Source organism: Chryseobacterium indologenes, assembly GCF_002025665.1.
Taxonomy (GTDB): domain Bacteria; phylum Bacteroidota; class Bacteroidia; order Flavobacteriales; family Weeksellaceae; genus Chryseobacterium; species Chryseobacterium metallicongregator.
Window position 1 is genome coordinate 899,861 of record NZ_CP018786.1, and the last position, 15,113, is coordinate 914,973.

The 15,113-nt window shown below is 36.2% G+C and carries 15 protein-coding genes; 1 reads left to right on the forward strand and 14 read right to left on the reverse strand.

Going from position 1 to position 15,113, the window contains the following annotated elements; all coding sequences use genetic code 11:
- Nucleotides 1–21: 21 nt before the first annotated feature.
- The 14 genes from BUE84_RS04145 to BUE84_RS04210 form a co-directional block, all read right to left on the reverse strand.
- Nucleotides 22–1,581, reverse strand: a complete 1,560-nt coding sequence (locus BUE84_RS04145) for a sodium:solute symporter (protein WP_079240612.1) — start codon at nucleotides 1,579–1,581, stop codon at nucleotides 22–24.
- A 185-nt stretch (nucleotides 1,582–1,766) separates the two neighbouring features.
- Complete coding sequence (locus BUE84_RS04150; protein WP_171006298.1) at nucleotides 1,767–2,054, reverse strand: GNAT family N-acetyltransferase; 288 nt, start codon at nucleotides 2,052–2,054, stop codon at nucleotides 1,767–1,769.
- 1 nt (nucleotide 2,055) lies between these two features.
- A complete protein-coding gene (locus BUE84_RS04155; RefSeq protein ID WP_034697005.1) occupies nucleotides 2,056–2,451 on the reverse strand; it encodes an OsmC family protein in 396 nt (131 codons plus the stop codon).
- Nucleotides 2,451–2,669 (reverse strand): (4Fe-4S)-binding protein, encoded by a 219-nt coding sequence (locus BUE84_RS04160; RefSeq protein ID WP_034697006.1) that lies wholly within the window; start codon nucleotides 2,667–2,669, stop codon nucleotides 2,451–2,453. Before BUE84_RS04160 ends, BUE84_RS04155 begins: the two co-directional genes overlap by 1 nt.
- Nucleotide 2,670: 1 nt before the next feature.
- Nucleotides 2,671–3,249, reverse strand: a complete 579-nt coding sequence (locus tag BUE84_RS04165; protein WP_034697007.1) for a TMEM175 family protein — start codon at nucleotides 3,247–3,249, stop codon at nucleotides 2,671–2,673.
- Entirely contained in the window at nucleotides 3,250–3,780 is a 531-nt protein-coding gene (locus BUE84_RS04170) for an NADPH-dependent FMN reductase (protein WP_079240613.1), read from the reverse strand. It abuts the gene before it with no gap.
- A 22-nt stretch (nucleotides 3,781–3,802) separates the two neighbouring features.
- A complete protein-coding gene (locus BUE84_RS04175) occupies nucleotides 3,803–4,702 on the reverse strand; it encodes a pirin family protein (protein ID WP_079240614.1) in 900 nt (299 codons plus the stop codon).
- 55 nt (nucleotides 4,703–4,757) lie between these two features.
- Entirely contained in the window at nucleotides 4,758–5,069 is a 312-nt protein-coding gene (locus BUE84_RS04180; RefSeq protein WP_079240615.1) for a GNAT family N-acetyltransferase, read from the reverse strand.
- A 153-nt stretch (nucleotides 5,070–5,222) separates the two neighbouring features.
- Nucleotides 5,223–6,098: a pirin family protein gene (locus tag BUE84_RS04185; protein WP_079240616.1), complete on the reverse strand. Its 876-nt coding sequence runs from the start codon at nucleotides 6,096–6,098 to the stop codon at nucleotides 5,223–5,225.
- A gap of 101 nt (nucleotides 6,099–6,199) precedes the next feature.
- A complete protein-coding gene (locus BUE84_RS04190) occupies nucleotides 6,200–7,603 on the reverse strand; it encodes an MFS transporter (protein WP_079240617.1) in 1,404 nt (467 codons plus the stop codon).
- A gap of 139 nt (nucleotides 7,604–7,742) precedes the next feature.
- Nucleotides 7,743–8,585 (reverse strand): hypothetical protein, encoded by an 843-nt coding sequence (locus tag BUE84_RS04195; protein ID WP_034697012.1) that lies wholly within the window; start codon nucleotides 8,583–8,585, stop codon nucleotides 7,743–7,745.
- Between the two features lie 389 nt (nucleotides 8,586–8,974).
- A complete protein-coding gene (gene asnB / locus BUE84_RS04200; protein WP_079240618.1) occupies nucleotides 8,975–10,642 on the reverse strand; it encodes an asparagine synthase B in 1,668 nt (555 codons plus the stop codon).
- Between the two features lie 320 nt (nucleotides 10,643–10,962).
- Nucleotides 10,963–12,630 carry a GLPGLI family protein gene (locus BUE84_RS04205; protein ID WP_079240619.1) on the reverse strand — a complete coding sequence of 556 codons (1,668 nt, stop codon included), beginning with the start codon at nucleotides 12,628–12,630 and terminating at the stop codon, nucleotides 10,963–10,965.
- A gap of 190 nt (nucleotides 12,631–12,820) precedes the next feature.
- The gene (locus BUE84_RS04210) at nucleotides 12,821–14,026 is read right to left on the reverse strand and encodes an RsmB/NOP family class I SAM-dependent RNA methyltransferase (protein WP_079240620.1); all 1,206 of its coding nucleotides are present in this window, start codon (nucleotides 14,024–14,026) and stop codon (nucleotides 12,821–12,823) included.
- 464 nt (nucleotides 14,027–14,490) lie between these two features.
- On the opposite strand from BUE84_RS04210, the gene BUE84_RS04215 reads away from it, so the two are divergent.
- Nucleotides 14,491–14,835 carry a zinc ribbon domain-containing protein YjdM gene (locus BUE84_RS04215; RefSeq protein ID WP_034697018.1) on the forward strand — a complete coding sequence of 115 codons (345 nt, stop codon included), beginning with the start codon at nucleotides 14,491–14,493 and terminating at the stop codon, nucleotides 14,833–14,835.
- Nucleotides 14,836–15,113 lie beyond the last annotated feature (278 nt).

Here is a 15,113-nt window from a genome sequence, read left to right on the forward strand (position 1 = left end):
AGGACAGCCTTTTTTATATGATTAAACAACTCTTAAATGTTGTTTGTTTTTTACCAACCACAGACCAATGAAAGTAAGTAATCCGTTTAAAACAATTAGTTCTACACCAATTTTATAATCCGTATAAGTTGTAACTGCCGTATTAATGAAATAAGTCAATACCGGTGCTAAAAGGGTAACTGTAAGAATTGAGTATTTTCTGGAGATCTGGAATTTGGTAAAAATGCCAAAAGCAAAAAGTCCCAGAAGCGGTCCGTAAGTATATCCTGCAATTTCCATGATCAGATAAACGATGGATTTATCATTCAATGCTTTGAAAACCATAATCAGGACGAAGAAAACTACCGTGAAAATCAAATGTACTTTCATACGAAGGCGTTTCTTTTCTTTTTCAGTTTTGGTTTTGTCTTCGTTAAGGTTTAGTAAATCTACACAATATGAACTTGTTACAGCTGTTAAAGCACCATCAGCAGAAGGGAATAAGGCTGAAATTAATCCAATAATGAAAATAACAGAAATAGCCATTGGGAAATATCCCTGAAGTGATAATGCAGGGAAAAGATCATCTCCCATGACATTTTTAATATTTCCTGAAGCATCTTTAAATCCGAAAATATTGGTAACCGTTTCAGCGTTCAGTGTTCCATATTCTGCTCCGTGTTGCAATGCAAAAAGATATAATAATCCTCCCAGGAACAAAAATGCAAGGTTCACAATAAGAAGTGTTCCTGCAAAGGTTAACATGTTTTTCTTTGAATTTTTAAGATTATCTACAGAGATATTTTTCTGCATCATTTCCTGATCCAATCCTGTCATAGCAATGGTGATGAAAATTCCGCCCAGAATCGTTTTCAGGAAAAAGGTTTTGGAATTCGGATCAAAATTTATGAAATGAGTATAGTTTTTCTGTTCAAGAATTGTATAAGCTTCACCAAAAGATAAATTCAGGTTGGATAAGATATAAACAATACAAGCTACAAGACTGATAATCATAAAAGATGTCTGCAGTGTATCTGTAATAACAATGGTTTTTACACCGCCTTCAAAAGTGTACAGAAGTACCATTAATAAAAGAACAAGAGATGTTACCCAAAACGGAACTCCCAATCCTTCAAGTAAAAATATCTGTAAAACATTCACTACCAGGTATAATCTTGCGGTAGCTCCAATGGCTCTTGAAATAATAAAAAAGATCGAACCGATTTTATGTGCTTCCACATTGAATCTTTTCCCCAGATAGGTATAAATAGAAGTCAGATTCATCTTATAATAGAGCGGGAGCAATATTGCAGCAACAATAAAATATCCGATGAAGAACCCGATCACCATCATGTAGTATTCAAAACCTCCGTAAATATATTCGGAACCGGTCATTTTCCCTACAGTTCCCGGAACTGAAATAAAAGTAACCCCGCTTAAGCTGGTTCCTATCATTCCGAATGCTACGAGCCACCATTTACTCTTTTTGTTACCAATAAAAAATGACTGGTTATCAGAATTCCGGCTGGTAAAATAAGAAATTACCAAAAGGCCGATAAAATAGACGAAAACAAATAACAAAAGGATAGTTCCTGGATTCATTCTTGATTTTTAAATTTTAGCAAATATATAAAAAAGATCAGTCGTGAATCATGAATTTGAATCCCTGTTGGTTTCAAAATAAATTGTGATGGTTAATTTACTTGTAAGCAATGATTTCCTTTAAAAATAAAAACCTTCCAGAGATTGCTCTGAAAGGTTTGTATGGTAAGGGAGTTATACCGTGATTAATTCACCAAAACATCCTGAAGTTCTTCACTTTTCTGAAAACTTGCTTTAGCGAAAGGGCAGAGGGGAATAATCTTCTTATCATTTTTTCTGGCAAAATCTACGGCTGCCAGAAGCATTTCCTTGCCTACACCTTTTCCGTTGTAAGCTTCTTCCACCTCAGTGTGGTCAATAATAAATCTTTCTTCTCCGGCCCAGGTATACGTCATCATTCCTGCGCGTCTTCCATCTATGAAAGCTTCAAAACTTCCGTGTTTTTCGTCGTTGTTTTGTTTTACTTCGATCATGTTATGAGAATTTAGTTAGTATTTCTATGTCGTTGGTTAATATTTTATGAACTGGGCATGCATCCGCAATGGTGTGCAGTCTTTTTCGCTGCTCATCATCCAGAATACCTTCAAAGCTGATGTCTCTTTTGAAAACTGCTCTTTTTGTTAAGGGGAAATTTTCAAGCTCTACTTCTACATTGATGTTTTCCACATCCCATTCCTTTCTTTCAATATACATTCTCAATGTAGCTGCTGTACAGCTTGCCAGTGATGTGGCCAGAATTTCCATAGGATTAAGACCTTTATTCTGTCCGCCTTTATCAATCGGTTCATCCGTAATGATTGTATTTTCGCCGGCTGTTACTTCTGTATAATATTTTGTTTTTCCTAAACTTGCTTTTACCGTTACCGCCATTATTTTGCTGTATTGAATTTATAACTTAATGCACCTGATGGGCATAGATCTATCTGATTTTTAAGTTCTTCAGGACTTGCGTTTTCTGCTTTTATCCAAGGTCTTTCTTTAGGGTTATAGACTTTTGGAAGTGTTTTTACACATACAGCCGAGTGGATACACTTTTGAGGCTGCCAGATGACGGTGATGTTACCGTTGGGATATTCGTGTGTTTCCATATCAATTTTCTTTTAATGTTTTTTCGATTCTTCTGTCCGGAATCAGCCATATAAGAGCCACGATATAATAAAAACCTATGGCAATATAAGGATAAAAAAATGAAGTAGCGATTCCCAGGACATAAAATACAATAGAGATATATTCTTTATATTTCGAATGAATAGCTTCCTTTAGCTTTGAATCTTCTCCTTCGCACCTGATAATCAAATGTTCCAGAATGGTGTAAGCAATAGCTGACATAATGAGCCCAATACCATAGACTGCAACAGGATTTTTTGCAAAATTCGTAGTTCCGATCCATTCTGTGGCAACAGGCATCAGAGAAAGCCAGAACAGCAGGTGAAGATTAGCCCAAAGAATGCTACCATTTACTTTCTTTACCGTCTGAAATAAATGATGATGATTGTTCCAATAGATTCCTACATAAATAAAACTGAAAATATAAGCCAGAAACTTAGGAAGAAGAGGTTTGACACTGGCCCAGCTATTCCCTTCAGGTACTTTCAGTTCAAGTACCATAATCGTGATAATAATAGCAAGGACACCATCACTGAATGCCTCCAGTCTTCCTTTATTCATTTACTTTACCTGATTTTTAAAGTTTTGTATCTTCCCTTTAAGATCATTCAGCATATCCGGATTGATAACACCGCTTTCCATATCAAAATTTTCATAAAACTTTGGGAGTGAAAAAGTATCCTTGATATCTGCTGCAAACTGAGGAAAAAAAGTTTTTGCTGTATTCATTACATTTCCACCTCCGTAACCTCCGGGAGAGGTGCTCATCAAAAGCATGGGTTTATTCTGAAATACTTTTACATTAATCCTCGAGGACCAGTCAAAAACATTTTTAAAGGCTGAACTGTAAGAACGGTTGTGTTCTGCAAGAGAGCAGATGATGACATCACATTCCTCAATCACTTTTAAAAACTGATGCGCTTCATCCGGAAACCCTTTCTTTTCGAGATCCACAGAAAAAACGGGCATCGTGAAATCGTTGAGGTCTATCAGATTGATTTCTTCGTCCTGAAAATCTTTCAGAACAAATTTTACCAGTTCTCTGTTGATGGAGGTGGAAGACGTACTTCCTGCAAATGCTAATATTTTCATGGCTGATAAATCTGGTGTGAAGTTATTTTCTGTTTAAAATAGCCTTAGGCAGCGGAACGTATTCCTTTTCATCGCCAGGAACCAAAGGGAATGCTTCGTGATTCTGGTCATTCCAGTTTACCTTTGCCTGATCGATTAATTCTTTATCAGAGTTAACAAAATTCCAGAATATAAAACGTTCTTCATCGAATGGCTCGCCACCGAAAAGATAAACTGTTCCGTTTTCACTCATCTCAAATTCGCAAAGCTTGGTATCTTTAGCAATCATCAGCTGTTTTGAACCATAAGAGTTTCCGTCTGTGGTTACCGTTCCATCCAGAACATACATGGCTGCTTCCCCATAAAGATCTTTCCCGATGCTAATTTTCTTTGCTTCTTTTGTTTTGATCTCAATGAAAAATAATTTGCTGTGTACCGGAACTGCTGACGTTCTTCCGAATGCTTCACCGGCAATTAATTTATACTGAATACCATCTTTTTCCCAAACCGGAATATCATCCGCTTCAATATGATGAAAAGTAGGCTCCGACTGCTCGAGGTGTTTTGGAAGCCCTACCCAGATCTGAAATCCGTGAAGTCTTTTATCACTGTGTCTTAAATATTCAGGTGTTCTTTCAGAATGTACAACTCCTTTTCCGGCAGTCATCCAGTTGACAGCACCTGGTTTTATTTCGATAGCGCTTCCGATACTGTCTCTGTGGAAAATAGAACCTTCCAACAGGTAAGTTAATGTAGATAAGCCGATATGCGGATGTGGCGGAACATCAAGATTCTGATAATCTTTTAATTCTGAAGGTCCCATGTGGTCAATAAAAACAAAAGGGCCAACGGCTCTTTTTTCACGGAAAGGAAGGAGTCTTCCTACCAGAAAATTTCCGATATCTGCTGCTTTTTCTTCAATAATAAGTCCAATATTTGACATGATGTGATACTTTTTAAAATGTTATTTAAATAAATTGATGAGTACTGATGAAGGTTTAAAGTTTGTCATAACCTTCAAATCTCTCATCTACGATACGTTTCCATTCAGGATGTTTCTTAATAAAAGCGAAAACATAAGGACAGAAAGGAAGAAGTTTTTTTCCGCTTTCTTCAATAAAATTCAATGTCTTCTCTACTACCGCAGCCGCTGCGCCAGTTCCGGCTAATTCCGGTTCTGCTTCAGTATGGATCAAAGAAATCTGATGCATGGTTTCACGGTAATCAATAAATGCAAAATGTCCGTTGAATTCTATTTCAAACCTTTTTTCGGCTTTTACAAGAGTTATATTTTCAAATTCTGGTTTCATAATATTTGTACTAAGGGAATCACATTTCCTATAAATGCAGGAAATTGTGTGTTAAGACAATTAAACCTTATAGGTTTTAAAACCTATAAGGTTTGCCATTATATAAAGTTAATAAAAAAGGAATAATCAAAGATTAAGATAAATTTAAATCTTTTAATCTTCCAGATATCCGAATTTTCCGGTATTATAATCCTCGAAAGCCTGCATGATTTCTTCTCTGGAATTCATCACAAAAGGTCCGTGAGGATAAATAGGTTCGTTGATAGGCTCGCCACTGATAATTAAAATAACTGCATCTTCTTTTGTTTCGATGGTGAATGTTTCACCTTCATTTTTAAATAATACAAAATGATCTGATTTAACGGTTTCTTCTCCATTAATGATTATACTTCCTTCAATCACCAAAGCAGCCGTATTGAAATGAGCGGGGAAATTAAATTCTGCTTTTCCTCCAGCTTTAAGTTTGGCATTCATCATATGAACCGGAGTGAAAGTACTGGCAGGTCCTTTGTGACCATCATATTCTCCGGCAATTACTTCTATAAAACCATTTTCACCCAGATCCACTCGTTCCATTTTGGAATTTTCTATAGCCTGGTATTTTGGGCAGCTCATTTTATCCTTCGCAGGGAGATTTACCCAAAGCTGAACCATCTGAAAGATTCCTCCTTTTTTTGCCCATTCGGTTTCATGGTATTCTTTATGAAGAACTCCTTTAGCAGCAGTCATCCACTGAACATCACCTTCTCCGATCACACCGCCACCGCCAGCGCTGTCATGGTGCTCTACTTTTCCGCTATATGCTATGGTTACTGTTTCAAAACCTCTGTGCGGATGTACACCAACCCCTCTTGGGGTATCTGATCCGTTGAAATGAAATTTTGAATTGTAATCCAGCATAATGAACGGATCCATTCTTTTCATATCCAATCCAGGTACTCCCGGAATGAAATTGTGAACCCTGAATCCATCACCTACAAAGTGCGCAGGTTTTGGAGATACTACGATTTCTATTTTTTTGGTTGCCATCACATTGTTGATTTATGTAAACAAAATTACCATTGTTATATGCGAAAAGCATTGATCTGTGTTAAGTTCGTAGGAAGGGGTGAAGCTGTGATCAGATCTATTTAATCTTCCTTCGACTTCATATTCTTTCCATCCGAAATATGCAGTCTTCTAAACACGAATCCGGATAAAATTGTTAATATTCCTACGGTGAGAAAGGTTAATCGAAAAGCATTGTGGATTTCTCCTTTAATAAGATCTGTATTTTCAAATAGCTTTAACACAATAAGTCCGAAGGCAATTCCGAAACCGATGGCCAATTGTTGATTAACGGAGATTAATGAGTTTCCGCTGCTGGTCTGGAAATTTCGAAGATCAGCGATTGAAATCGTGTTCATGGACGTGAATTGTATAGAGTTGAAAAAACCTAATACAGCGATGATGGGAACAAACCAATAGAGAGAAGTGTGAATGTTAGGTATGGCAAGAAGGCATATTAATGTTCCGATGATGAATGTGTTCACCATTAAAGTCTGACGATAACCATACTTATCTAAAATTTTAATGACAGAGGATTTCCCGAAGATAGCCGTTAAAGCCATAGGAGCAATGATCCATCCTGAAGTGACTGCAGATTGTTTGTAGGCGATCTGAATCATCAATGGAAGCAATAACGGAACGGAGCTGATTCCTAATCTGGTAGCTAGATTTCCTACAATACCTACCCTGAAAGTTCTTACCTGAAACAAGTTTAAAGGAAAAATAGGATGTCCTCCCTTTTTTGCATGTTTGTAATAATAATAAAGGAATAAGAAACCAAGGATAAAGACTACAAGGACCGGCGTAATATTCTGCATATCTCCGAAAAGTTCCAGGGAAACGGAAAGTAGGAGTGAGGCCGCTGCAAAGATCAGGAAACCTTTTAAATCAAAATCAACATCATCGGATTTATAATCGGGCATGAATTTTAATCCTAAAAGAATTCCCAGCACTCCAATCGGAATATTGATAAGGAATATCCAGTGCCATGAAAGATAATCTACCATATAACCTCCTACCAATGGACCGAGTACAGGTCCGATAAGAGCAGGAATGATGGCAAAGTTCATTGCTTTGAGCAGTTCACTTTTATCAAATGTTTTGATAAGTGCCAGTTTTCCGACAGGGGTCATCAAGCTTCCTCCAACTCCCTGGACGACTCTCGAAATAACGAGATGGGTAAGATTTTGAGACATAGAACAAAACAGTGAGCCTAAGCTGAATAGCACTAATGAAAAAATAAATACTTTTTTTGTCCCAAACCGGTCTGCCAGAAATCCACTGGCAGGCATAAAAACCGCTAATGTCAGAACATAACTGATGATGGCATTCTGCATATTAAGCGGAGACTCTTTCAGATCTTTTGCAATAGAGGGCAGGGAAGTGTTCAGAATGGTAGAATCCAGCATCTGCATGAAAATAGCAGTGGCCAGAATTAAGGGAAGGATTTTCTTTATGGATGTCTTTTGTGGGTTTGCTTCTGTCATTTTGTATAGGCTGGACATAGAAAACATCCAGGCTTATTTTTATTTGAAGAACTTGCTTGCTTTAAGCGGTCTGATCCTTAGATCATGAAATCCATATAAAATTAAAAAAGTCCTGCGAGATTTCACAGGACTTTTTGATTTATTTTCTAGGTTTTTCTACTCCTTTCCATTCATCACCAGCTTTTCTATACTGGCTTAAGGTGAAAGTTTTGAAATCCTTTGTTTTATATTCGATATTATCGGTATTCTGCTCGAACGGCATGATGTAGTAGTATTCAATGTCCGTTTTATCAGATTTGTTTCCTTTTTTTACAGAAGGAACATATTTTGAGAATTTATAGCTTGGAAGATATTGTTTCAATCTTGTGTAGAAAGCTTTGTCTTCTTTTTCGCTAGGGATGATATCTACAATATTCAGATCATCTTTTTTCTTGTCAATCCAAAGATAATAGGTTTTTTCTTCTCCTATATTTCTGTTGAATGAGTTGAAAGCAAATAATTCTTTTGGTACAAGTTCCTTGATTTTCTCCGGATCTACTTTAGTATAATACTGACCTTTTGAAGGATCTACATATGTTTCAAGGTTATACATTAAAACAGAATTGTTCTCGAATTTTTTATTTTTAAAATATTGATTTAATGATAATTCTGCAGTTGCTCTCAGTTCTTTACCTCTTGCGTCCAGTTTTTTTGTCGGATTCTGTGGGTTTACATATTTTACAAATTCATATAAAACAACAGGTTTAATGTCTTTAAGGTGAGGATAAGTTTTCAGTTGCTCTGCCTTTACAAGCCAATAGAATTGTTGATAATAGTCATCCTTATCTTGGTCTTTCACACTCTTATAAGCCAAAGCAAGCTTCTTTGAATTCAGATATTTGCCATATTTTCCTTGTCCAAAAGCAAAACTTATGGCTAATAAGGCAAATAAAACAGTAAGGTTTCTTCTCATTTTTTTATAATTGATATTTTCGTTTTCCAAATATAATTATTTATTAGATATTATTTTGGATTGTGAGTTAAATTATGCCATATTGTTATTGTTAATTCAAGAAAAAATCCTGTATTGCTACAGGATTGATAAATTATAACTGAGAGAGTTATATGTTTGAATGAAAAAAATATATATTTCAATTAGTGAATTATTAAATAAACGCTATGGTCGCAAGGTTATATTCATTTTGTATACTTCGTTCGCGAGAGCACTTCGTTCAGCTATGATATCGTTTGTCTGTTGCTGAGTGAAACGCCATTGCGATCGTTTTTAAATATTAGAAATATCTTAGTGTACTCCGCGCTAAAATATCCCGAAACCCGAAACAGATTCACTAGCGCAGCGGATTGACGATTGACAATTCATCAAATACCTCTCTAATACGAAGTCTCATGTACTTTCACGGCTCTTCCGCTTGGATCATTCATTTTTTTGAATGCTTCATCCCATTCTAATGCGATAGGAGTGGAGCAGGCAACAGAAGGAACCGATGGAACGGTAGCAGCTGCAGTTTCACTTGGGAAATGTTCTTCAAAAATAGTTCTGTATCGGTATTCTTCTTTGTTCTGTGGAGTGTTTAGCGGGAATCTGAATCTTGCATTCGTCATCATTTCATCCGTAACTTCTTTTTCAGCCACTTCTTTTAAAGTATCGATCCATGAATAGCCTACACCATCCGAGAACTGTTCTTTTTGTCTCCAGACAATAGAATCTGGAAGCAAGTCTTCAAAAGCTTTTCTCAATACCCATTTTTCAATTTTCCCTTCAGCAGTGTTGATCATTTTATCCTGAGGGTTAATGGTCATGGCAATATCCATGAATTCTTTATCAAGGAAAGGAACTCTTCCTTCAATTCCCCAGCTCATCAGTGCCTTGTTGGCTCTTAAACAGTCATAAAGGTGAAGTTTGCCCAGTTTTCTTACAGTTTCATCGTGGAATTCTTTTGCGTTAGGAGCTTTATGGAAGTATAAGTAACCACCGAACAATTCATCGGAACCTTCTCCTGAAAGAACCATTTTAATCCCCATAGATTTGATAACTCTAGCCAAAAGATACATCGGAGTGGATGCTCTGATAGTGGTTACATCATAGGTTTCAAGGTGATAAATGACGTCACGTACAGCATCTAGTCCTTCCTGAACGGTAAAGTTAACTTCATGGTGAACAGATCCGATGTGCTCTGCTGCCTTTTGTGCAGCTGCAAGATCAGGAGAACCCACAAGTCCTACTGCAAAACTATGAAGTCTCGGATACCATGCTTCCTGCGTGTCGCCACTTTCAATTCTCTGGCGGGCAAATTTTGCAGTGATTGCTGAAATAACAGATGAATCTAATCCTCCTGAAAGAAGAACACCATAAGGAACATCGCTCATCAGTTGTCTGTGGACAGCATCTTCGAGACCTTTTCTCAGTTTTGAGATATCGGTTTCATTTTCCTTTACATGATCAAAGCTGTCCCATTCTCTTGTGTACCATTGCTGAAGTTCTGTTCCGTCCGGACTGTACATCAAATGTCCTGGTAAGAAGGTTTCTATTTTTTTACAGATTCCTTCGAGAGCTTTTAATTCTGACGCAACATAGTAGTTTCCGTTTTTATCCCAACCCTGATAAAGTGGGCAGATTCCCATATGATCGCGGGCAATAAGATAAATGTCGTTTTCTGTGTCGTATAATGCGAATGCAAAAATTCCGTTAAGTTTCTCTACGAAATCTTTTCCGTATTTTCTGTAAAGGGCAAGGATCACCTCACAGTCGGACTGAGTCTGAAACTCATAATCCGGAAATTCTTCTTTAAGTTCTCTATGATTATAGATTTCTCCGTTCACCGCTAATACTACTTTTCCATCTTTAGTAAATAGAGGCTGTTTTCCAGAAGTAGGATCTACAATGGCAAGTCTTTCGTGAGAAAAAATTACTTTCTCGTCCTGAAAAACTCCGCTCCAATCCGGTCCTCTGTGACGGATTTTTTTTGACATTTCCAATACCTGAGGTCTTAATACTTCAGTTTTTTGCTTGGCGTCGAATAAACATACAATTCCACACATGATTTTTATTATTTATGGAACAAAAGTAGAAGGGATGTTTATAAATAACAATAAAAAATATTTAAAAACGAAAATTTTTAATTAATTAATGTTTTAAAGTTAAAAATTTTAACTATTTCTTGAAATTGGCATGTTTTTGATTAATTTTTTTCGTTGAGCCGAAATTGATGTGATTTCCATACGAAATAAAAATGACATATTTATTAATCTATGGTAATTAATTATATGAATTTTACCCCTTACTTTGTGGCTCGAAATAATTTTTTTTCATCATTTGTGTTTTTACCTTCTTGCAATTCTCATGCAAGAAGGTTTTGTTTTTATTGTACTCCCAGTAACGTTCCTGAAACATTCCATGAGCTGAAACTTGTTCCTTCTGTAGGTCCCTGCGGAATTTTTACCTGTATAGTGTGTTTACCTGCTTTCAAATCTCCCAGAGGGATAAAATTAGGATTGGTAACCGTTCCCGGACACCAGTTTGATCTGCTGAGGTCTGAGGATGAAAGCCCGTCCTGGAAATTTCCGGAAGCCGGATTGTATAAACGATACGAGCCGCAATCTGTTCTCCATGGAATAAATGAAAATACAGCATTTCCATCCATGAATATAGAATTGGCTTTTGGAACGAATTCATCGCCATTTTCCCAACCGCCGTGTCCTGTTGTGGTATATCTTAGCTGTGCATTTTTCAGATCTTTATCCAAAGTAAAAGAAACAAGAAGGCCTTTATCCTGATTGAACATGGTAGAGTAGTCCTGTCCTGCCATTTCCATAATATTTAAAGTATTAAACAAAGGAATAGCTGTATTGTTCTTATTTACGGTCTGATCACTGCTATGAATTGTAATATCAAGGCTTACTTTATGACCTCCTTTATCATAATTGCCGATAAAGGTACCTACCCAAAGTTCTTTTCCTGATAAAGCAGGTTTCAATTCTGTGATATCCTGTCGGTAAGGGCTGATGGTCTGCCAGTCTTTTCCTTTAAGCTGGATATGATTGAATTTCTGGATGCCAAAAGCAGTAAAGAATCTCATCATTTCCATAGCAGGGCTATAATTGTCGGTCGTGGTTACTCCGTAATATTGCTTTCCATTTCCGTTTTCGTAGAGAGGAAGTGTTTTTGCACCCTTTTCCAGGCCGTCAAAAAAAGATTTTTCTTTGTCATGCGGAATGAAAAATACAGTTCCGGTTCTGTCATAAGCATCTCCGTTAGACTGTTGTTTCAGTTCTACAAAAATATTTTCTCCTTCTGTAATGACAGGGAATTTTATTTTTTTAAGAATGATGGTTCCGTTGGCGTATCTCTTGATCTGGTCATCAGATTTTGAAGCGTCAGAGAAGTTGATGGTTTCATTTTCAAAAATATTCAGTGTGGTAAACCTGCTTTTCCAAAGCAGATCTTTATATCCCAGCTGATCGGTTGTCTGTATGTTTCCTTTTACAATGCTTTCAATCCCGGTATTTTTGATTTTTTTGATTGATCCGGCTGTAACTAAAGAATTTTTGTTTCTTTCTACTTCCAGAACTAATCCTAAATTCTGTCCTAAAACAGAAGGCCCACCTTTAAGTTTTAAATCATTGGTGTACCAGACTTCAATGGTATTTGAATTGACCTTTGTAACCGCTTTTTTACAGTTATATCCTAAGATCTTTTTTGTTTCATTGGTAAGTTCAAAATTCTGTTTTCCAACAGACTCTGTATCTGATGCTGAAATAATGGCTTCCGGTTTTAAAAATGCATAAGAAACAATCGTATTAGACGGCTTTTCTACCTTAGTAATCTCATAAGGATAACTGCTTTTTTGTTCTTTGATGGTACTGTTAAGAATGAAATTTTCCTTCTCATTGACCCAAACGATGATAGGAGGCTGATCCGTTGATACCTTTCCGTTATAAGAACTGGTGTACTGAATTTCATACGTCTGTGCAGAAAACAGACAGTATACGAAAACAGCCACAAAATTGAAAACGATTCTTGTATGCATAAATAATTGAGTTTGCTGCAAAAGTATTCCAAACTTTCTACAGCATCAAACCGGTTTTAATCTATACAGTTAGTAGACAATGGGATTGAAATGTTACAAAAATTGTTACATTTTTTTCTGGTAGGTTTTAAAACAAAAAAAACTACTCCGGAAAATAGAGTAGTTTAATGTATTGTTTGTTGGATTTGGATTAAGAAACTCTCTCAATCAAAGCCATATAGAATCCGTCATACCCTTCGCTAGGCATTACTTTTTCATCTTTAATCATCTTGAATCCAGGATTGTTTTTGATGAATTCATCTACCTGAAGATTGTTTTCAGATGGAAGGATAGAACAGGTAGCATATACCATTTTTCCTCCTTTTTTAAGCATTTTAGAATAGTCCTGAAGAATTTGTTGTTGTTCCTTTTTAATTCTGTCAATAAAGTCCTGATCAATTTTCCACTTACTGTCCGGGTTTCTTTTCAAAACTCCAAGACCTGAACATGGTGCATCAATCAGAAGTCTGTCAGCTTTTTCATGAAGACGTTTGATCACTTTGTTGTCAGAGATCATACGGGTTTCAATATTGTGCGCTCCCGCTCTTTTGGCACGACGCTTCAGCTCGGCAAGCTTCCATTCGAAGATATCTAATGCTACAATCTGACCTTTGTTTTTCATTAATGCAGCCAGGTGAAGTGTTTTTCCACCAGCACCAGCACATGCATCTACTACTCTTTGTCCTTCTTTTACGTCAAGGAAATACCCGATTTTCTGAGAAGAAGCATCCTGAACTTCAAATAATCCTTCTTTGAAAGCCGTGGTAAGGAAAACATTTTTCTTTTCTTCCAGCTGAACAGCATCAGGATAATTTTTAATAGGGTAAGAAACAACACCCTCATCTGAAAGGTCAGAAATAAGTTCTTTCGTTGTTGTTCTTAAAGAGTTTGCTCTTAAAACTGTAGGAGCCTGCTCATTCAAAGCAGCCATTTCTTTTTCCCAATTGGCACCTATTTCTTTTTCAAGAGTTTCAGCCAGCCATTCAGGAATAGAGTGTTCTATTGCTTTTGTAGGAACAGTGTTCTTTTTAAGTTTGGTAAGAATATCGGCGATTTTGATTCCGTCAAATTCTTCGAATTTTTTATAATTGGTTTTACTCCAAAGTAAATACGCAATAATCAATTTGTAGATATTGTTGGGTTTCACACCTTCACCCATATAGTATTCAAGGCGTTTTTTCCAACGGATAATATTGTAAAAAATTTCAGAAACAACGGCTCTGTCCTGGCTTCCCCATTTTCTGTTTGCTTTCAAAAGTCTTTCGATAACTTTATCGGCATATTTGTTTTTCTCAAAAAATGTCTCCTGTAAGGCATCGTGAATTCCGATTGCCAAGTTTCTGTGAATAAGTTCCATAAATTTGCTTCGCTGTTTGAATCTGCAAAAATACGACTTTTAATTGAGAGTTGAAGATTGAGTTGATAGGTTTGGGAATTGGAGGAGTTCAGAGTGGGGAAGTAATGCGATCTGATCTAATATTATTGATGTAAAGTCAATCTCTTTATTGATTTTTTAAGTGGTAGAAATACATTTTAATGCTGAATTTGTAAAGATTTTCCGAATATTTATATTTTTTATTTGTTGACAATAGCCTTTCACTTTAAAAACAAATACACCTATGTTTTTGCTTAATGAAAAATATTTGCTGACAAAATATACACTGTTCATTACTATACCTTATTTTCTTTGTAGCAAGTTTATTTAATTTGTACTAATTCACTATGTCGTGTTATATTAATATGCGCTTATTATCTACTATACTGAACTTTATCTCTTGACTTCAACCTCTAAAAATTTTTACCTTTGCAAAAAATAAGAATATGAGTGATACAATACTTTGTCCAAAATGCAGCTCCGAGTTTACCTATCCGAGCGATAATATGATGGTATGTTCCCAATGTTTCTATGAATGGGATCCGGCAGAAGTAGCTGCTGAAGCTGCCAATGAAGGAAAAATTCTGGACTCCAACGGAAATGAACTTCAGGATGGAGATTCTGTAGTGGTTGTAAAAGATCTTCCGGTAAAAGGAGCACCAAAACCGGTAAAAGCAGGGACTAAAGTGAAAAATATTCGTCTGAGACCAGGAAGTGATCACAACATTGACTGTAAAATTGATGGTTTTGGAGCAATGGCTCTTAAATCAGAATTTGTAAAGAAAGCGTAAGAAAACTCCGTTTTTTTATGCCTAAAAATAAGAAAAGGAAAAAATTGGACAGTGTAATCTTTCGAAAGACTTAATTGCAAGATTGCTAATGTCCGTCTGGAAGGCAGAAAGAGAATTAACCAAAAATTTCCTTATACTTTAGAAATACAAATGTAAGAAAAAGTTTCATATACAGATTCTTATGTTTGTATTTTTTTATTGATAAGTGTAAGTAAATGTATAAGTTATGCAACGAATATTGAAAGTTTAAACGGGCTCATAGGGAAAGGTCTGTTTCA